19 protein-coding genes are annotated in these 18,901 nt (G+C 52.6%); 15 read left to right on the top strand and 4 right to left on the bottom strand.

The genetic code is table 11. The features are described 5' to 3' along the window. Positions 1 to 21: 21 nt before the first annotated feature. Positions 22 to 465 carry a DUF3574 domain-containing protein gene (locus tag HA50_RS20375; protein WP_084877986.1) on the bottom strand — a complete coding sequence of 148 codons (444 nt, stop codon included), beginning with the start codon at positions 463 to 465 and terminating at the stop codon, positions 22 to 24. Between the two features lie 152 nt (positions 466 to 617). Here HA50_RS20375 and HA50_RS20380 point away from each other — a divergent pair, with 152 nt between their 5' ends. The 3 genes from HA50_RS20380 to HA50_RS20390 all read left to right on the top strand — a co-directional run bounded on the left by HA50_RS20380 (position 618) and on the right by HA50_RS20390 (position 2,983). Continuing rightward, complete coding sequence (locus HA50_RS20380) at positions 618 to 1,481, top strand: YicC/YloC family endoribonuclease (RefSeq protein WP_084877988.1); 864 nt, start codon at positions 618 to 620, stop codon at positions 1,479 to 1,481. Positions 1,482 to 1,901: 420 nt separating this feature from the next. Beyond that, complete coding sequence (locus HA50_RS20385; RefSeq protein WP_084877990.1) at positions 1,902 to 2,384, top strand: Hcp family type VI secretion system effector; 483 nt, start codon at positions 1,902 to 1,904, stop codon at positions 2,382 to 2,384. 17 nt (positions 2,385 to 2,401) lie between these two features. Beyond that, a complete protein-coding gene (locus HA50_RS20390) occupies positions 2,402 to 2,983 on the top strand; it encodes a glycoside hydrolase family 19 protein (protein ID WP_084877992.1) in 582 nt (193 codons plus the stop codon). A gap of 30 nt (positions 2,984 to 3,013) precedes the next feature. On the opposite strand, the gene HA50_RS20395 is transcribed toward HA50_RS20390, so the two are convergent. Next, positions 3,014 to 3,550 (bottom strand): hypothetical protein, encoded by a 537-nt coding sequence (locus tag HA50_RS20395; RefSeq protein ID WP_084878633.1) that lies wholly within the window; start codon positions 3,548 to 3,550, stop codon positions 3,014 to 3,016. A 459-nt stretch (positions 3,551 to 4,009) separates the two neighbouring features. On the opposite strand from HA50_RS20395, the gene lpxP reads away from it, so the two are divergent. The 7 genes from lpxP (at position 4,010) to HA50_RS20430 (ending at position 10,625) form a co-directional block, all read left to right on the top strand. Next, on the top strand, positions 4,010 to 4,933 hold the full coding sequence (gene lpxP, locus HA50_RS20400) for a kdo(2)-lipid IV(A) palmitoleoyltransferase (RefSeq protein WP_084877994.1): 924 nt from the start codon (positions 4,010 to 4,012) through the stop codon (positions 4,931 to 4,933). A 167-nt stretch (positions 4,934 to 5,100) separates the two neighbouring features. Beyond that, positions 5,101 to 6,522, top strand: a complete 1,422-nt coding sequence (locus HA50_RS20405) for an efflux transporter outer membrane subunit (RefSeq protein ID WP_084877996.1) — start codon at positions 5,101 to 5,103, stop codon at positions 6,520 to 6,522. A 73-nt stretch (positions 6,523 to 6,595) separates the two neighbouring features. Then, positions 6,596 to 7,738, top strand: coding sequence for an alanine racemase (locus HA50_RS20410; protein WP_208617325.1), 1,143 nt, complete (start codon positions 6,596 to 6,598; stop codon positions 7,736 to 7,738). Positions 7,739 to 7,850: 112 nt separating this feature from the next. Next, positions 7,851 to 8,246, top strand: coding sequence for a polyketide cyclase (locus HA50_RS20415; protein ID WP_084878002.1), 396 nt, complete (start codon positions 7,851 to 7,853; stop codon positions 8,244 to 8,246). A gap of 436 nt (positions 8,247 to 8,682) precedes the next feature. Continuing rightward, positions 8,683 to 8,949 carry a hypothetical protein gene (locus HA50_RS20420; protein ID WP_084878004.1) on the top strand — a complete coding sequence of 89 codons (267 nt, stop codon included), beginning with the start codon at positions 8,683 to 8,685 and terminating at the stop codon, positions 8,947 to 8,949. Between the two features lie 75 nt (positions 8,950 to 9,024). Then, positions 9,025 to 9,672 (top strand): oligosaccharide flippase family protein, encoded by a 648-nt coding sequence (locus HA50_RS20425; RefSeq protein ID WP_084878635.1) that lies wholly within the window; start codon positions 9,025 to 9,027, stop codon positions 9,670 to 9,672. 335 nt (positions 9,673 to 10,007) lie between these two features. Beyond that, entirely contained in the window at positions 10,008 to 10,625 is a 618-nt protein-coding gene (locus HA50_RS20430) for a trimeric intracellular cation channel family protein (RefSeq protein WP_084878007.1), read from the top strand. Here HA50_RS20430 and ligB read toward each other — a convergent pair. Continuing rightward, positions 10,506 to 12,308 (bottom strand): NAD-dependent DNA ligase LigB, encoded by a 1,803-nt coding sequence (gene ligB / locus HA50_RS20435; protein WP_084878010.1) that lies wholly within the window; start codon positions 12,306 to 12,308, stop codon positions 10,506 to 10,508. The genes HA50_RS20430 and ligB overlap by 120 nt on opposite strands. Positions 12,309 to 12,549: 241 nt before the next feature. On the opposite strand from ligB, the gene gmk reads away from it, so the two are divergent. From gmk to recG, 5 genes are read left to right on the top strand one after another with little or no spacing between them, the layout of a single operon-like run. Next, positions 12,550 to 13,173, top strand: a complete 624-nt coding sequence (gmk, locus tag HA50_RS20440; RefSeq protein ID WP_084878013.1) for a guanylate kinase — start codon at positions 12,550 to 12,552, stop codon at positions 13,171 to 13,173. A 57-nt stretch (positions 13,174 to 13,230) separates the two neighbouring features. Then, positions 13,231 to 13,506 (top strand): DNA-directed RNA polymerase subunit omega, encoded by a 276-nt coding sequence (rpoZ, locus tag HA50_RS20445; RefSeq protein WP_016191359.1) that lies wholly within the window; start codon positions 13,231 to 13,233, stop codon positions 13,504 to 13,506. 20 nt (positions 13,507 to 13,526) lie between these two features. After that, positions 13,527 to 15,632, top strand: coding sequence for a bifunctional GTP diphosphokinase/guanosine-3',5'-bis pyrophosphate 3'-pyrophosphohydrolase (gene spoT, locus HA50_RS20450; protein ID WP_084878016.1), 2,106 nt, complete (start codon positions 13,527 to 13,529; stop codon positions 15,630 to 15,632). A 3-nt stretch (positions 15,633 to 15,635) separates the two neighbouring features. Continuing rightward, positions 15,636 to 16,331, top strand: a complete 696-nt coding sequence (gene trmH, locus HA50_RS20455; protein ID WP_084878018.1) for a tRNA (guanosine(18)-2'-O)-methyltransferase TrmH — start codon at positions 15,636 to 15,638, stop codon at positions 16,329 to 16,331. Then, on the top strand, positions 16,328 to 18,406 hold the full coding sequence (recG, locus tag HA50_RS20460) for an ATP-dependent DNA helicase RecG (RefSeq protein ID WP_084878020.1): 2,079 nt from the start codon (positions 16,328 to 16,330) through the stop codon (positions 18,404 to 18,406). Before trmH ends, recG begins: the two co-directional genes overlap by 4 nt. Here the strand turns inward: recG and HA50_RS20465 are convergent. Beyond that, complete coding sequence (locus HA50_RS20465; RefSeq protein ID WP_084878022.1) at positions 18,403 to 18,888, bottom strand: MarR family winged helix-turn-helix transcriptional regulator; 486 nt, start codon at positions 18,886 to 18,888, stop codon at positions 18,403 to 18,405. The two genes, recG and HA50_RS20465, sit on opposite strands and share 4 nt — an antisense overlap. Between the last annotated feature and the right edge of the window lie 13 nt (positions 18,889 to 18,901).

The raw sequence follows: 18,901 nt of genomic DNA on the forward strand, positions 1-18,901 counted from the left end.
CGACCCTGAGTCGCCATTTTCTTAGAAGCCAACGCAAACCAGGCCATCAACACGCATCACCGATTCCTGACTGAAGCGTTTTTTGTAGATATCGCGCAGAGCGTTGATGTTATCTGAGCTGGCGCGATCTGGCGTATGAATCAGCATCAGCGCTTTGCTGTTTTCACGCGCCAGCTTGCCATTCTCCCCCAGCCACTGCCCTTTCGCGTTATAGACTGAGAGCCCATCTTTGAAACGCGGCGTCACATCACTATCGACAAAGTGTTGCCACTCCTGCTCACTCACCGTACCGCCCTGTGGCTTACTCATGCCGAACCACAAGGTGGTCTGCATCATCATGTCACCACCGGCACAAACCGGCATTGGCGTACTGGTCGGCGCGGATTGCGTTATGGTGGTGGGGTGTGTCTGGCAGCCTGCCAGCAGCAATGCCAATGCAAAAGACGCAATAAATTTTGTTGCCATACAGATTTCCCTGAACTGAATGCCCGTCGGCTATCATAGGTCTCTGGTACGAAAAGGCCAGTGCTTAGCTGACTGTATTGCAGGCTTTTACCTGTCATGCCAAAGCGTACCTCGCTATAATTCACTAAATTTTCTTCACACGAGTATCGCTTATGATCCGTAGTATGACCGCTTATGCACGTCGCGAAGCCAAAGGCCACTGGGGCAGCGCCGCCTGGGAGCTACGTTCCGTTAACCAGCGCTACCTTGAAACCTACATCCGCCTGCCGGAGCAGTTCCGCAGCCTGGAGCCCGTGATTCGCGAACGCATCCGCAATCGGCTGACGCGCGGCAAGATCGAGTGCAACCTGCGTTTCGATGCCGATCCAGGTTCACAAGGCGAACTGATTCTGAACGAATCGCTGGCAAAACAGCTGGTTCAGGCGGCTAACTGGGTCAAATTGCAGAGTGATGAAGGTGCGATCAATCCGCTGGATATCCTGCGCTGGCCGGGTGTGATGTCCGCCAAAGAGCAGGATCTCGACGCTATCAATGCCGAGCTGCTGGCCGCTCTGGACGGTGCGCTGGATGACTTTATCGCCGCGCGCGAATCAGAGGGTGCCGCACTGAAGACGTTGATCGAACAACGCCTTGATGGTGTAAGCCAGGAAGTCAGCAAAGTGCGGACGCAAATGCCGGAAGTACTGAAGTGGCAGCGCGAGCGTCTGGTTACCAAACTGGAAGAAGCCGAAGTCCAGCTGGAGAATAACCGTCTGGAGCAGGAACTGGTGATGATGGCGCAGCGCGTTGATGTGGCTGAAGAACTGGACCGCCTCGATGCGCATGTCAAAGAAACGTTCAACATCCTGAAGAAGAAGGAAGCGGTCGGCCGTCGCCTCGACTTTATGATGCAGGAGTTCAACCGCGAATCGAATACGCTGGCATCAAAATCAATTAATGCAGATATCACAGCCTCCGCGATTGAGCTGAAAGTGTTGATTGAGCAGATGCGCGAACAGATTCAGAATATTGAGTAAGAAATTACAGAGTTCTAATAGCTAAAACCCACTTTTTAGTGGGTTTTTTATTTCTAATGGCACGAGCAACCATACGAAAAAGGTAAAATAAATAATTAAGATTGGTTGTATATTTCATTCAGCCAGAAATGAAAACTGACTGAAAAATTCATGACAAACTCATGATATAAAGAAATAAAATCGGGCATTAAATTCACACATCAATCCTGACACGACTAAAACAAAGCCTCCCAGATGTAGTCGATTTTTTCATCGCGTCATACTCAGAAAAAAATCAAGGTTATTAACAATAGTACAGCCCCTTGTTGGACTCTGACAGCTGAAATACCATCACAAGTTAAAGGCGATATTTATATTCTTCTGGCCACCCGCCTTTTCACATTTTGACTTAATACGTTAATGAATAAAAGGAGTTTACCCATGGCATTGAGCTTATTTATGCGCATCAATGGTATTAGTGGCGAATCGCAGGATGCAGAACACAAAGGCTGGACCGATATCCTGTATTTTAAATGGGGAGCTTCCCAGCCAGGAAATATGCATTCAGGCGGAGGTGGAGGAGCCGGGAAGGTTAGTTTTAAAGATCTCAGCGTGGTTGCCTTTATGGATCGTGCCTCACCCTCCCTGTTGAAATACTGTGCCAGTGGCAAGCACATCAGCAAAGTAGAAGTCGTCAGCTGTAAGGCTGGTGGGACGCAAATTGAATATTGCCTGGTTACCCTGGAAGATGTGCTGGTGACGGATATTAATTTCAGCGGCAGCCAGGGACCCGATGGAATAGCTATGCGCTACGGCTTTCAGGCAGCCAAAATCCATTATTCCTATTGGGAGCAGGTCGCCAACGGCGGGAAAGGCCCTCAGGCTTCTACGGGCTGGAACATAAAGGAAAACCGCGAAATCTGATAAGGAGAATCACGTATATGGCCATCCAGATTACCCCGGAATTGCTTCACAGTATCGCTTTGCCCTATAGAAGCAACCTGCAAAAGCGGGACGCTCAGAACGCCAATATTCAGGCACTTGCTCCGGCAATGAACTGCTGGTTCCCAACGTATCACATCACAACAAAACTTCGTGTCGCTCACTTTCTGGCGCAATCCTGTGCGGAAACGGCTGACTTTACCGCCATGACGGAGTATCCCGCACGCGGCGGAAAAGAATACGAACCTGATACACGAGCTGGGCAACGGGTAGGCAACCACTTCCCCGGAGATGGCCCAAAGTATATTGGCAGAGGGTTACTGCATCTGACTGGGCGCGATAATTATCTGAAATTAAGTCAGAAGTTTGAAGAAAATCTGATTGACTACCCTGAAAGGGTTGCCAGTGAGTATTCACTGGCGGTCAGAACCGCTTGTGAATTCTGGGATTCTAAGGGGTTAAACAGTTATGCTGACCTGGATGACTTTGACACTATTACATATAGGGTAAACGGTGGTCATAATGGCAAGGAGCAGCGAGAACAGGCACTACGGAGAATAAAGAAAATACTACACATTTAGAAAATAAAAGGGGCATCGCCCCTTTATTCTTTATCGGGAAGAAAAATCTTCTGTATGGCCTTCAATGGTGTCGGAAATTACATATATTTTTTCCAAATCAACTCCGCAGGCTTGAGCTTCTTTGTCATCTTCAGGCCAGTTACCCCTTGCCACCGCTGAGTAATATTCAGCGATTGCCTTAAACCCTTTACTGGATTCAATAAGATAATATTGTCTGTATAAATCCATCTTCAGGTACTGAACCTTCATGCCGCTTTTTTCAATATCAGCTGATGAAAAACCGTCTCTTTTTGCCCGTCGATACATCAACCGTTCAGCCTCTTCTTTGCTTATTTTTTCGGAGGAAAGACGGATGATTTTCCTGGTGACACCTTTACCAACAAGCTCTTTAAAATATTTATTTAGTGTCAACGATGTTCCGGCGTTTTCATTAAGACTATCGGTAATTCCACCCACTATCCTTGCATCCGTATCCTTCGAACAGTCCGGCCCGGTAAATACCTTATCCGCTGCATGGCCCGTGCCTGAAAGCGCCAGCAGCATAGCTATCAACATACCCTTTTTCATATCCCATAATCCCTCATAGTAGACCGGGCCAAAGGATACCATCCGTGAGCATGTATTTCTGTGCTCATCCCCCCACAGTCTGTCAGGCCTTAGTGCTGAATCAGCCGCATTTTTGTTCGCTAGTCGATTTTTTTCATCGCGCAACGTAAATAATGCGTAATGATACGTACCCATCCGTGTCTTTGTGGCACATTTATTCTCCGCTTCGCTTGTGCTAAGAATCACCTTATTCAGGTATAATTTGCTGTAAATCAAGACAAATCTGTATATTCTCACCGAAAATATTCGTGAAAATTACCCACTCAATGAAACCGATGAATCCTCTGGATTGCAGACTTTAGGTTTTTTTGGGGGCACTATTTGCTAATCTTCCGGTCGAATTTAAGACTGCTGTACCGCCTTGGGAACTCATGGACCTGCTTCTTTGTGCGATACACCCACTTATCACATGAAGGCGTTATGAAAAAAACTGGGCAGTTCTGCTCTCAACTCCTCCACCCGCGCTACTGGTTTACCTGGTTTGGGCTGGGTGTGTTATGGCTGCTGGTGCAGCTTCCTTATCCGATACTGATTCGTCTTGGTGCCACAGCGGGCAAAATATCGCGTCGCTTTCTGAAACGCCGCGAGCGCATTACCCGCCGCAACATTGAATTGTGCTTCCCACGCATCAGCGAAGAAGAAAAAGAGATGATGATTGCTGGCAACTTTGCCTCGCTGGGCATGGCGCTGGCGGAAACCGGCATTGCCTGGTTTTGGTCCGACCGCCGGGTGCGTCAGCTGTTCCAGGTCAGTGGCATGGCTAACCTGCAAACGGCACAGAACCATAAACGTGGCGTGATGGTTATTGGCGTGCATTTTATGTCGCTGGAGCTGGGAGGGCGCATCACCGGGTTGTGTCAGCCAATGATGGCGATGTACCGCAAACACAACAATCAGGCAATGGAATGGGCGCAAACCAAAGGCCGCATGCGTTCCAACAAAGCCATGATTGATCGTCGCGATCTGCGCGGCATGGTGCAGGCGCTGAAACAAGGTGAAGCAGTCTGGTTCGCACCGGATCAGGATTACGGTCCGAAGGGCAGCGTATTTGCTCCTCTGTTTGCCGTAGAAAAAGCCGCAACCACTAACGGTACCTTTGTCCTGTCGCGTCTGGCTCGTCCGGCGATGCTGACTATCGTGCTGATTCGTAATCCGCAGAAAAATGGCTACCAGCTGATCATCCAGCCGGAACTGGAAAACTATCCGCATGACGATGAATCCGCCGCCGCTGCCTACATGAATAAAGTGATCGAGCGCGAAATTCTGCGCGCACCGGAGCAATATCTCTGGCTGCATCGCCGTTTCAAAACCCGCCCACCGGGTGAAGCATCGCTCTACGTCTGATCGAATACAGCAGGCTGCGGCCTGCTGTTTTACCTGCCAAAAACATTTAACAACCATTCTTAACGAAAAACAGGTTTGTCAAATTTTGCACCGCCTTTTGTAATGGTCGCCATTTCCTCTTCCTGACCAAACATATGACTCTGTTTTTTTCTTCACATCGGCGAGCAATGCTCGCAATTGCTGTTGCCAGCGCGCTACTGGCGGGTTGTGCTAATCCGCATGGCTTACATACCAGCAACCACATGCTTGATGCCAATAGCTTACAGGCACAGGACACATTGAAAAATGCGCATCTTAGCGCTGCCAACTGGCCGAAAACGCAGTGGTGGCAGAGCTTTGGCGATCCGCAGCTTAATCACCTGATTGGCGATGCGATGGCTTCCAGCCCGGATTTGCAGGTGGTAAATGCCCAGGCAGATAAAGCCAATGCGCAGGTGATTGCCGCTGACGCAGAACGCTATCCGGATGTTGACCTCAACGCCGGTATCACTCGTTCGCGCATCGCAAAAGTGGACGACCCACTGCTGCAAGGCAAAAGCTATAGCACGCTGCGTACTGCCAATGTTGGCCTGAGCTACACCTTTGATTTATGGGGTGGTAAGAAAGATGCGGCTGAAGCGGCGCTTGGTCAGGCTCGCGCCAGCGAACTGGATCGCCAGGCCAGCCAGCTCACTCTGGCCGCGAACGTGACGCGCGCCTGGAACAACCTCAACCTGGCATGGACCAATGCCGACCTGGCAAAACAGGCCGCCGATCGTGCCAACGGCATTGCTAAGATCCAGCAGCAATATGTTTCTGCCGGACTGACGTCGGACTATCAATACAAGCAGGCGCTGTCACAGCAAAAAACCGCCGAAGCCACCCTCACTGAAGCACAGCAGAACGTGACCGATGCGGGCATTCAGCTCTCCACCCTGATCGGTAAAGGGCCGGATTACTGGCATAGCCTGAAACCAGCGAAACTGAACGTCCCGACCGCAGCCCTGTTGCCAGGTAGCATTCCCGCCGATTTGCTGGGCCGCCGCCCGGATGTGGTGGCTGCACGCTGGCGCGTAGAAGCATCAGCGAAAGACATTGCCGCAACCAAAACCGAGTTCTATCCCAACATCAACCTGGTAGCGGAAGCCGGGACACGTTCGCTGCTGGGCGATGCCTTGTTCGGTGCACCGAGTCGCTTCTTTAATGTCGGACCCAGCCTGTCCCTGCCGATTTTCGATGCCGGTAAACGCCGCGCTGATTTAGCCGAAAGCAACGCTAACTGGGATCTGGCTGTCGCGCAGTACAACAAGCTGCTGATCAGCTCACTGGGTAATGTCAGCGATACCATCACCCAGTTGCAGTCCATTCAGGACCAGTTGGCCCAGCAGGAAAGCGCCGATCAGCTGATTCACAGTTCATGGGACGACCTGAATCGTGAATATACGGCGGGCCTGCGTCCTTACCTTGACGTGCTGACCATTCAGAATCAGTTAATCGAATCTGACCAGAAGCTGGCGGCGCTGAAAGCTCAGCAGATCAATCTGGCGGTGGTGTTGATAGAAGATCTGGGCGGCGGGTTCCAGAACAGCGAGACTGCACCACACAGTTAAGCGCATGACTGGCATTCTGCCGCGCGATGATGAATGATGGTCCGCTTAGTGGATTAACCTGCGGACAATCATGATGGAACACGATGCTGAGGCTGGCTGGTTGCGGCCTCTTATTGCTGACAGACTTACCCCCTTTCTGGAAATTGATGCAGCGCGACTGCTAAACAATCTCCAGCAGATGCAACAAAAAGCCGATGCGGCGGGTGTTGCGCTACGGCCACATATCAAAACCCATAAAAGTGTCTGGATCGCCCGGCAACAACGCGCACTTGGCGCTCGCGGCATTACGGTTTCCAAACCGAGCGAAGGGGTGGCTTTTATTTTAGGCGGAGAGCGTGACCTGCTGTTGGCTTACCCGATTGTGTACGCCGACACCCTGACAGCGTTGCTGCAGGTCGCGGCAGAGCATCAGGCGCGGATTACCTGCATTGCTGATTCCCTGAATGGCGTAGCAGCAATTGCTGCGGCACACCAACAGCAGCCGTCTGCCGATCTGGCTATCGCCATCAAAGTGGATGTTGGATTGCATCGCGTGGGGGTTGATCCTCACAGCGATGCCGCGCTGACGCTGGCTGCGGCCATTACCGCTGCGCATCTGCCGTTCGCCGGACTGGTTTCCCACGCTGGCCACGCCTACGGTGCCGGTCATCCGGCTGCCATCGGTGAGGTCGCCCTGGAGGAAATCGCGCTGATGCGTGATGTGCAGCAACGCCTGATTGCTACGGGGTTTGCTCCCTGTCCTGTCTCCGTCGGCTCGACACCAACCGCTCTGGCAGCCCCGGTGGCGCCAGGGACGGATGAAATCCGTCCGGGAAACTATGCGCTGCTCGATCTTACGGCATGGCGTTTAGGGTTGTGTTCACCGGATGCACTGGCATTAAGCGTGGTCACCCGTGTTGTGGCGGTAAACCCGCATTACGCCATTATTGATGCCGGATCCAAGATGCTCAGTTCAGATAAAGGCCCGCATGGCACCAATGCCAGCGGCTTCGGTATCGCGGTGGATGAACATGGTAATCAGTTTGAGGTGGTAAAACTGTCGGAGGAACATGGGTTCCTGCAATTCGGTCAGCAGGCTCCGTCACCCGGCACGCTATTACGCATCTTCCCCAACCATAGCTGCGCCGTGGTTGCGCAATCCGACCACTTTGTGTTGCGCCATGCTGACGGCCTGGCTGAAGTGCTTAATATAGAAGGACGCGGCAAGTTCATTTAACCGCTGCGCTTTTTCCGGAAACACCTTCTGCACCACACTTCCAGAACCGGGCCGTTTCCAGCCCGGTTTTCACATGCTTTAATGCCTCTTTGTCCGCTCAACAGGAGGTCCCATGCTGCCATCTCAGACTGTGACTCTGACCATTCCGCGTAACTGGTTAGATTTATATGAAACCATCTGGAAACCTGAGTTTTTCGCGAAATGGGCGAGCGGGCTAAGTAGCAGTACGCTTACCCAGGAAGGGAATGTCTGGAAAGCCAAAGGACCGGAAGGCACGGTGAAGATTCGTTTTACACCGTATAACCCCTTTGGCGTGATGGATCACTGGATTGATACCGGCATCGGTAAAGAGATTTACATGCCTATGCGGGTGATTGCTAATGAACAGGGTGCCGAGGTGGTGATGGTGGTTTATCGCCAGCCACTGATGTCAGATGAGAAGTTTGCACAAGATGTGGCCTGGGTGAAACGTGATCTGGATAACCTTCTTCACTTATTAACCCATTAGAATCAATAAATTATAAATGACTACTCACTTAGGGTTAAGTTGGCCGTAATCGGTACGATTAAACAATTTTTTTACAGCAAAGCGTTTAACAGTTCCGTACTTTTTATGGCTGTCCCTCCTGCTAATCACCAGTCTTGCTAACGGTTCCACACCAGGAAAATTCCTGGTGTGTAAGTCCCCGACCAGGCCCGGCCTCGCTGATTTTTCATCGTTTTTTTAAACAGAGCAAATTGAGACTTTTAGTCAGTCAGGACAATGGCAAAAAAGACTAATAAATAATACATCGCCGCGCTTATATATACTGATGCAAAGTCTGAATCCATTTATTTCCGAGTCTCATTTATAGGAGTTTTCTTATGGTGTTAATCTAAATAAAACACGGTATAACTTCCTTACACACAGCAGCACTTAATAATAACAACAGCAGGGTAATAACATGGACCGCTCAACCTATCCTTTATTGTCAGAAAAAGAATTCGTTGAGATAGCCAGACGGATTCTGGTTGGAGAATATAATAATGAAAAAGGATTTTATTGTGATCTGGCGAATTTTCTCCTGACAGGAGGAGATACTGCCCTGACACAAAAACAATTACACACCAGGGGCATCTTTTTAAGTTCAGAACATCATTTAATTGAATGCATCATTACATGGCAATCACTGAAAGGCATTTCAGGATTGCGCCAGGATTCGTTGCATTGATGAAATCTGTGCTCTGGCCTTGCCGCCCGGGCGACCCTCAATTTGCATTGGTACATGTACCATAACGAGCAGATTATGACGATACGAGAAAGAAGCCTGACCGGCCCAACCAAGTGGTCAATATTGTCATCAATTAAAATTGTCGGTATTGGTGTATTACAATTGTCCCTTCTGGCACAAATACTACAGGCAAATGAGCTAAATTTACTGGCGATCGCTATCGCTTGTTTATTGGTTATCGATACGTTATCCGATCGTGGATTTGGTAACTCAGCTATCAGAAACCAGAATTTAAGCGAAAGCGATCTCTCTGTGCTCTATTGGGGCAATGTATTATTTGGATTGTTAATTTTCGCCGTGCTGTTTATTGGTAGTGATATTTTTAGCCGCATGATGAACCAACCTGAACTGGCAATTATGCTGGAAATGATATCGGTAATTTTTATCATTATTCCCCAGGGGCAACATTATCGCGCCATATTACAACGGGAAAAACAATTCACACGGATTGCGTTTACGGAAACATCATCGGTGCTGGTGGGTTTGGGCGTGACGCTGTTCACCGTCTGGCTGACACCCTCTGTGCTGTGCGCCATCTGGGGCTACCTGGCGATGGTTTCAATCCGCATGCTGGTCTACTGCTACTACGGCCGCTCCTGGTTTCAGCCAGAGTACCGTTTTAGCCTGAAAAGCTTCGCCAATGTGCGAGCAAGAAACGGATAATAAAAACAAGTCTGTATGGTGGGCTCTGGGCATCTGAGAAGATGCGTTCGCGTGCTGCTAGCCAGCACGCTTTTTTCTTTTGTCGCTGCCACCACTTTCCCTCATAGCCACTCAGGCAAAGGCCGACAATCACCCTTTTCCCTGCTTCAGGATTCGATCTTCGCATCATTTTTTATAATGCGAATATGAAACCACCTCTCACCTAACCCCAAAAAATAAGCCCAACCACGCTACCATTATCAAATAAGCTAATCCGATGAGGCTGTTTTAGAAAATCTCAGTGGTCTACACTCTGGGAAATCTTTAGCCTTGCCGCCAATCATCTGGAGTGCTCTATGCTGTTAACTGTTCTCTACATTATTGGTATCACCGCCGAAGCGATGACCGGCGCACTGGCGGCGGGCAGGCGAAAAATGGACCTGTTTGGTGTCATTATCATCGCCTCCGTCACAGCCATCGGTGGCGGTTCAGTGCGCGATATCCTGCTCGGTCATTATCCGTTGGGTTGGGTCAAGCATCCCGAATACATCATGATTGTGGCTGCTGCTGCCGTGATAACGACGGTGGTAGCTCCACTGATGAATCACCTGCGTAAAGCTTTCCTGGTGCTGGATGCCCTCGGCCTGGTGGTCTTTTCCATCATTGGTGCTCAGGTGGCGCTGGACGGCGGCCATGCCGCGGTCATAGCCGCCATCAGCGCGGTGATTACCGGAGTATTTGGCGGCGTACTGCGCGATATGTTCTGCAACCGCATTCCGCTGGTGTTCCAGAAAGAGTTGTATGCCGGTATCGCGTTCGCTTCTGGCTGGCTCTATATCCTGCTGCTGAAAACCTCACTGGCGAATGAAGTGGTGGTGATCATCACCCTGTTGTTTGGTTTTATCGCTCGCCTGCTGGCGCTGCGTTTCCGCCTCGGTTTGCCCATTTTCAACTACCCCCATCCCGATCACTGACGCACCCGCGGGGATGTCCTGTTGCTGCAGGAAAGTGATGAGTTGCTGCAGGTGTTGATCCTGCAGCATCGCCACCAGCCGCTGTGCCAGCGTGTTGCCTATGCCGGGTAATTGTTGCCAGCTCTCAGCCGTTCGCGCCTGTAACTGCTGCCACTGACTGTCGGGCATCGCCTGCAATGCCGCTCGGGGTATCGGTAAACCCAGCGCGATCACCCATCTGCGCAGGGGTTGCTGTCGCGTCAGATTAAAACGGTGCCAGATTTGCTGTGCGCGCGCCGGTGAAATCCCCGCCACCTGGGAAATTTGTTCTGGCGTGAGGTCCAGCCAGGAAAACAGATGCGTGATAGTTCCGCTGTCCATCAGACGTTGCCAGCTGCTGCGATGCACACCATGAATATTCAATACAGATTTCTCACCGAGCCAGCTCAGACGCGAAAGGAATTGCGCCCGGCAGGATGTATTGAATGTCAGACAAGTGAGTTCGTTAAACTCCCCGTTATGCGGTGCTGGCGGATAATCACGCTGCACCACGCGCCATATCACCCGTTCGATACGTGGAATACCTAACCCGGCAAGGGTCAGTGTCACCTGATCGCCTGCAATCACATCCAGCTCACGCCAGCGTCGCAGTGACCCGAGATTGACCCGGCGTACGGTTTTATCATCCAGCTGTACCGGGATAAGGTTTAGCACCACCGCAATTTTCCCGGTACGTCCGACATTAAACTCCACGGATCGGACTTCACTGCTGACCTCTGCGGGTTGATACTTCCACGCCGCAGACCAGTCCCCCATCCCAGGTTGCCAGTCTCGCCCCCTGCGACCAGGTAACTGGTGGATCACAATACCATCCGTCACGAACGGCAACGCCCCCTTAAACCAGCGGTCACGCCAGCTTTCGACATCATCCTCATCATGAACAGGTTCGCTCCAGCGCTGCGACAGACCAAATCCCCAGTGCGATAATTGCGTCAGCCGTTCCTCCATGGTTGCCGGGCCATCCGGCCAGGCCCAGACAAAAACACCCAGTTGAGCCAGTAGCGGGCTTGTTTCGCGACGCATCATCGCACCCGCGACCTGCGCACGGGCATTCCTGCCGCCGTCACGCGCCTGTTGATGATCGTTCATTTGCAGGAACAATTCCCCCTGGAGCACCACCTGCTCCTGCATCGTGTTGATGTGTTGAGGAATGGCCGGAATCAGTGCTGCCTTTGCCTGCCAGTCTTCACCTCGCCAGCCATCTCCCCGGCTCACCATCGATACCAACTGTCCCTGCCGATAAACCAGGGTGATAGCCACACCATCAACCTTTGGTTGCACCCACAGATCGGACTTTCCCTGCATCCAGTCCACCACGGCTCGCTTGTCACGCAGTTTGCGTAAGCCGGTGCGCGCTACCTGATGCTGCGTACTGCCATCCGTAGTGGGGTGGGCAACATATGCGTCCTGAGAGGATGTGAAACAGTGCTGCCAGCTCTGTAATCGTTGCTGCAAACTGTCGTAATCGGCATCACTGACCAGATTCTGGCCCTGCCGGTAATACGCATCATCCCAGTGGCGCAGTTGGGTTTGTAACCGGGACATCTCCTGCCCGGCACGCACCGGCGACCAGCCGGGACAGACCATCTGAGCCGACAATCCCGTGCTGAATAGCCACAACAACCAGACGCTGTATCCTTTCATTTTTGCTCTCCTTTTTTCGTCATTGGAGAGCATGGCGCGTTTGCCTGCCAGCGCTGAAAACGGATTGTGGAGGTGACATTCCGCCGTTTTTTTATCCGCTTACAGCCCTGAACAATAGGCCTGGTGCCGTCTCACAAAAAAAGAAATGCGCCAGACGCAGCGGCAAACGCTGCGTGGCAGGCGTAAGCCGTGTATACTGTGCAGGAAATCGACTCCGCTCTTTACTCAATTCAAGATAACCATGGCTCAAGGCACGCTCTATATTGTTTCCGCCCCAAGCGGCGCGGGTAAATCCAGCCTGATTCAGGCGCTGTTAAAGACACAGCCGTTGTACGATACGCAAGTGTCTGTTTCCCATACCACTCGCGGCGTGCGTCCCGGTGAAGCTCATGGTGAACATTACTTTTTCGTATCGAAACCGGAATTTGAAGCCATGATTGCCGAGGATGCCTTCCTTGAGCATGCGGAAGTATTTGGCAACTATTACGGCACCTCACGCGCCGCCATTGAGCGAGTGCTGGCAACCGGTGTTGACGTGTTTCTTGATATCGACTGGCAGGGTGCACAGCAAATCCGCAAGAAAATGCCGGCTGCACGCAGCATTTTTGTGTTGCCCCCCTCGACCGAGGAACTGGATCGCCGCCTGCGTGGACGCGGTCAGGATAGCGAAGAGGTTATTGCCCGCCGTATGGCACAGGCCGTGGCTGAAATGAGCCACTATGCCGAATACGATTACTTAATTGTGAATGATGATTTCGATCTGGCGCTGTCCGATCTGAAAACCATTATTCGCGCAGAACGTCTGCGTATGAGTCGCCAGAAATCGCGACATGATGCTTTAATCAGCAAACTATTGGCAGTCTGAATTCACTTTCAGTATTATGCCCAGTCATTTCTTCATCATCTGTGGAGTAGCACACCTATGGCACGCGTAACCGTTCAGGACGCAGTAGAGAAAATTGGTAACCGTTTTGACCTGGTGTTGGTCGCTGCACGTCGTGCACGTCAGATGCAGGTAGGCGGCAAAGATCCGCTGGTTCCGGAAGAGAACGATAAATCCACCGTTATCGCCCTGCGCGAAATCGAAGAAGGCCTGATCACTAACCAGATTCTGGATGTTCGTGATCGTCAGGAACAGCAAGAGCAGGAAGCCGCTGAGTTACAAGCCGTTACCGCTATCGCTGAAGGTCGTCGTTAACAGCACTCTGCAGGTCAACCTTGTATCTGTTTGAAAGCCTCAATCAACTGATTGAAAAATACTTGCCCGAGGAGCAAATCAAGCGCCTCAGGCAAGCTTATCTTGTCGCACGTGATGCTCACGAGGGACAAACTCGTTCCAGCGGTGAGCCTTATATCACCCATCCTGTTGCCGTTGCCTGCATTCTGGCCGAGATGAAACTCGACCACGAAACGCTGATGGCGGCATTACTGCATGATGTTATCGAAGATACTCCCGCCACATACCAGGATATGGAACAGCTGTTTGGCAAAAGTGTTGCCGAGCTGGTGGAAGGCGTATCAAAACTCGATAAGCTGAAGTTCCGCGACAAGAAAGAAGCTCAGGCCGAAAACTTCCGCAAAATGATCATGGCAATGGTGCAGGATATCCGCGTCATTCTGATCAAACTGGCTGACCGCACCCACAATATGCGCACGCTCGGCGCACTGCGACCGGATAAACGCCGTCGTATTGCCCGGGAAACCCTCGAAATTTATAGCCCACTGGCCCACCGTCTCGGTATTCATCATCTGAAAACTGAGCTGGAGGAGTTGGGCTTTGAAGCGTTGCACCCGAATCGCTATCGGGTCATCAAAGAGGTGGTTAAAGCGGCGCGTGGTAACCGTAAAGAGATGATTCAGAAGATCCTTTCTGAAATCGATGGCCGTCTGCAGGAGGCGGGGATTCCCTGTCGCGTCAGTGGTCGTGAAAAACATCTCTATTCGATTTACCGCAAAATGCACCTGAAAGAGCAGCGATTTCACTCGATCATGGATATTTACGCCTTCCGCGTTATCGTGAAAGATTTAGATACCTGTTATCGCGTGCTCGGTCAGATGCACAGTCTGTACAAACCGCGTCCTGGACGCGTCAAAGATTACATCGCAATCCCCAAGGCTAACGGCTATCAATCGTTACATACCTCCATGATTGGCCCGCACGGCGTGCCGGTTGAGGTACAAATCCGTACGGAAGATATGGATCAGATGGCGGAGATGGGGGTTGCTGCACACTGGGCCTATAAACAGGCCGGTGAAAGTGGCACTACCGCGCAGGTGCGTGCTCAGCGCTGGCTGCAAAGCTTGCTGGAGCTGCAACAGAGCGCGGGAAGTTCCTTCGAATTTATTGAAAGCGTGAAATCGGATCTCTTCCCGGATGAGATCTATGTATTTACGCCCGAAGGTCGCATTGTCGAATTGCCGGCAGGTGCGACACCGGTCGACTTTGCCTATGCCGTGCATACCGATATCGGCCATGCCTGCGTCGGTGCGCGTGTTGACCGTCAGCCATACCCGCTGTCACAAGCGCTGACCAGCGGCCAGACTGTCGAAATCATTACTGCGCCAGGCGCTCGCCCTAATGCGGCCTGGCTCAATTTTGTCGTCAGCTCCAAAGCCCGCGCCAAGATTCGTCAGTTGCTGAAAAACCTCAAACGCGAGGATTCAGTCAACCTCGGTCGCCGCCTGCTCAGCCATGCGCTGGGAGGCAGCCGCAAACTGGCCGAGATTCCTGCGGAGAATATCCAGCAGGAGCTGGAGCGTATGAAGTTGACCAATCTCGATGATTTGCTGGCGGAAATTGGTCTCGGTAACGCCATGAGCGTCGTCGTGGCGAAGAATCTGCTGCAATCGGGCGCTGAGCCGGTCAGCAGCAGTAAACGTAAGAAGCTGCCGATTAAAGGCGCTGACGGCGTGCTGATCACCTTCGCGAAATGCTGCCGCCCGATTCCTGGCGATCCGATCGTCGCACACGTCAGTCCCGGTAAAGGCCTGGTAGTGCATCACGAATCCTGCCGTAATATTCGCGGTTACCAGAAAGAACCGGAGAAATTCATGCCGGTTGAATGGGATAAAGTGACCGATCAGGAATTCGTCGCCGAAATTAAGGTGGATATGTTCAACCATCAGGGCGCGCTGGCGAACCTGACTGCGGCGATCAACACTGCCGGTTCCAACATTCAAAGCCTCAATACCGAAGAACGAGACGGTCGTGTGTATAGCGCCTTTATCCGCCTGACCGCGCAGGATCGCGTCCATCTGGCTAACATTATGCGTAAAATCCGCGTAATGCCGGATGTGATTAAAGTTCACCGAAACCGTAATTAGTGCATGAACGCTCAACGTTTTGCTCGTATTCGCGAGATGCTGGCCCTGCGCCAGCACGATCTCACCGTCTGCATGGAACAGGTGCATAAACCGCACAACGTCTCGGCGGTGATCCGTACCGCTGACGCCGTGGGTATCCATGAAGTGCATGCGGTCTGGCCCAGCGTGCGTATGCGCACCATGGTATCCGCTTCCGCAGGCAGCAATAGCTGGGTGAAGGTGAAAACTCACCGTAACATCGCCGAAGCGGTCTCCCATCTTAAAGAACAAAAAATGCAGGTGCTGGCGACCAATCTGTCCGCCAAAGCGGTGGATTTTCGTGAGATTGATTACACGCTGCCCACCTGTATTTTGATGGGTCAGGAAAAAACCGGTATCACCGCAGAAGCTCTGGCGCTGGCCGACCAAGACATCATTATCCCGATGGTCGGCATGGTGCAGTCGCTAAATGTATCGGTGGCTTCAGCGTTGATTCTGTATGAAGCACAGCGTCAACGGCAAAATGCCGGGATGTACCAGCGTACTTATAGCTTGCTGGATGAAGAGGAACAGCAGCGTTTGCTGTTTGAAGGTGGCTATCCGGTGCTGGCACGCGTGGCAAAGCAAAAAAGATTGCCCTATCCGCACATCAACGATGCAGGCGAAGTCGAAGCCGATGCAGAGTGGTGGGCGACCATGCAAGCGACGGGTAAAAAATGAAAGGCCGTCTGCTGGATGCCATCCCGCTCAGTACCCTGACCGGCGTCGGCGCCAGCCAGGCGGCGAAACTGGCCAAAATTGGCCTGTTTACCATCCAGGATCTGTTGCTACACCTGCCTCTGCGTTACGAAGATCGTACCCAACTCTACCGTATTAATGACCTGCTGCCGGGCATCTGGGCCACGGTCGAAGGTGAAGTGCTGCACAGCGAGATCACCTTTGGCCGTCGTCGTATGCTGGTGTGCCAAATCAGTGATGGCAGCGGCGTGCTGACCATGCGCTTCTTCAATTTCAACGCCGGGATGAAAAACAGCCTGGCACCGGGCCGCCGCGTCACGGCTTATGGTGAGATCAAACGGGGTCAGCGCGGCGCGGAAATTATCCATCCCGAATATCGTATCCAGGGTGAACACAGCGGCGTGGAATTGCAGGAAACCCTGACGCCGGTTTATCCCACCACCGAAGGCATTCGCCAGGCGACACTGCGCAATCTGACCGACCAGGCATTAACGTTGCTGGAAACCTGCCCCATCGCCGAGTTACTGCCGCCGGAACTCAGCGGTGGACTGATCAGCCTGCCGGATGCCTTGCGCACACTGCATCGCCCACCGCCGGATTTGCGTCTGAGCGAGCTGGAAACGGGGCGTCATCCGGCACAACGTCGTCTGATTCTGGAAGAATTGCTGGCGCATAACCTCAGCATGCTGGCGGTGCGTGCTGGCGCGCAACGTCATCACGCGCTGCCACTACCCGCCAATCATCAACTGGTGGACAAGCTGCTTGCCGCACTGCCCTTCTCTCCAACCGGTGCGCAGCAGAGGGTGGTGGCGGAAATTGAACGCGATTTGGCCCACGACTTCCCGATGATGCGTCTGGTACAGGGCGATGTTGGATCGGGTAAAACCCTGGTCGCGGCACTGGCGGCATTGAATGTGATCGCTTATGGCAAGCAGGTGGCGCTGATGGCACCCACCGAGTTGCTGGCTGAGCAGCACGCCAATAACTTCCGCCAGTGGTTTGCACCACTGGGTATTGAAGTGGGCTGGCTGGCTGGCAAGCAAAAAGGCAAAGCGCGACAGGCACAGCAGGAGGCGATTGCCAGCGGCCAGGTGGCCATGGTGGTCGGTACACATGCGCTGTTTCAGGAACAGGTCCAGTTCAGCGGCATGGCGCTAGTGATCATTGATGAACAACACCGCTTTGGCGTCCACCAGCGTCTGGCGCTGTGGGAAAAAGGCGAGGAGCAGGGTTTTCATCCGCACCAGCTGATCATGACCGCCACCCCCATTCCGCGTACCCTGGCAATGACCGCCTATGCCGATCTCGACACGTCTACCATTGACGAACTGCCACCAGGCCGTACGCCGGTCACCACTGTCGCCATCCCGGACAGCCGTCGTAGTGAGATCATCGCACGCGTTCAGAGCGCTTGCCATGAAGGCCGACAGGCGTATTGGGTTTGTACCCTGATTGAAGAGTCCGAGCTGCTGGAAGCACAGGCTGCTGAAGCCACCTGGCAGGAGCTGAAAGTCGCGCTGCCCGGATTGCAGGTTGGTCTGGTTCATGGCCGCATGAAACCGGCTGAGAAGCAGGCGGTGATGCAGGCGTTCAAAGCCAACGAAATTCAGCTGCTGATAGCCACCACGGTAATTGAAGTCGGGGTGGATGTCCCCAATGCCAGCCTGATGATTATCGAAAACCCGGAACGTCTCGGTCTGGCGCAGCTGCACCAGCTACGCGGACGCGTCGGGCGTGGTGCTGTCGCCTCCCATTGCGTGCTGCTGTACAAAGCGCCGCTTAGCAAAACGGCGCAGAAGCGTTTGCAGGTGCTGCGCGATAGCAACGATGGTTTCGTGATCGCCCAGCACGATCTGGAGATTCGTGGCCCCGGCGAACTGCTCGGCACACGACAAACCGGTAATGCCGAATTTAAAGTGGCCGACTTACTGCGCGATCAAAGCATGATCCCCGAAGTTCAGCGCGTAGCACGTCATATCCACCAGCATTATCCTGAGCAGGCTCAGGCACTGATTGAACGCTGGCTGCCGGAAACCGAGCGCTACAGCAACGCTTAATCCGCATTTTTGCCACGATCCAGCGTGGTGAAATCGGCAACGAACTTACTCAACAATCGCGCCAGTTCAGCACGTTCATCGTCCTGCCATGCCTGAAACACATCTCCGTAAATTTTCGCACGCGCCGCATCGATTTTATCAGTCATCGCTTTCCCTGCCGCCGTGATGGCCGCTTCATTCACACGCTTGTCCTTTGCGCTTTTCTGCCGCTGTGCCAGCCCGATCTCCTCAAGTTTCGCCACCTGACGGCTTACCGTGGTGTAGTCACGGCCAACCCGATCAGCCAGTTCAACTACACCAATCGGACCGAAGCGACCAATCTGCACCAGTAACGGGAACAACGCCCTATCCAGCTGAATATTGGATTCTTTTATTAATAATTCATCGCGTTGCGGGCGGTTGAAGGTGCCAACAATTGTCAGCAGCGCGTTGTGCAGATCATCGAAGGCTGCACTATTATGTGTATTTTGCACACTTTCCATTGACGTTATCCCG

The organism is Pantoea cypripedii, from assembly GCF_002095535.1.
Lineage (GTDB): Bacteria > Pseudomonadota > Gammaproteobacteria > Enterobacterales > Enterobacteriaceae > Pantoea > Pantoea cypripedii.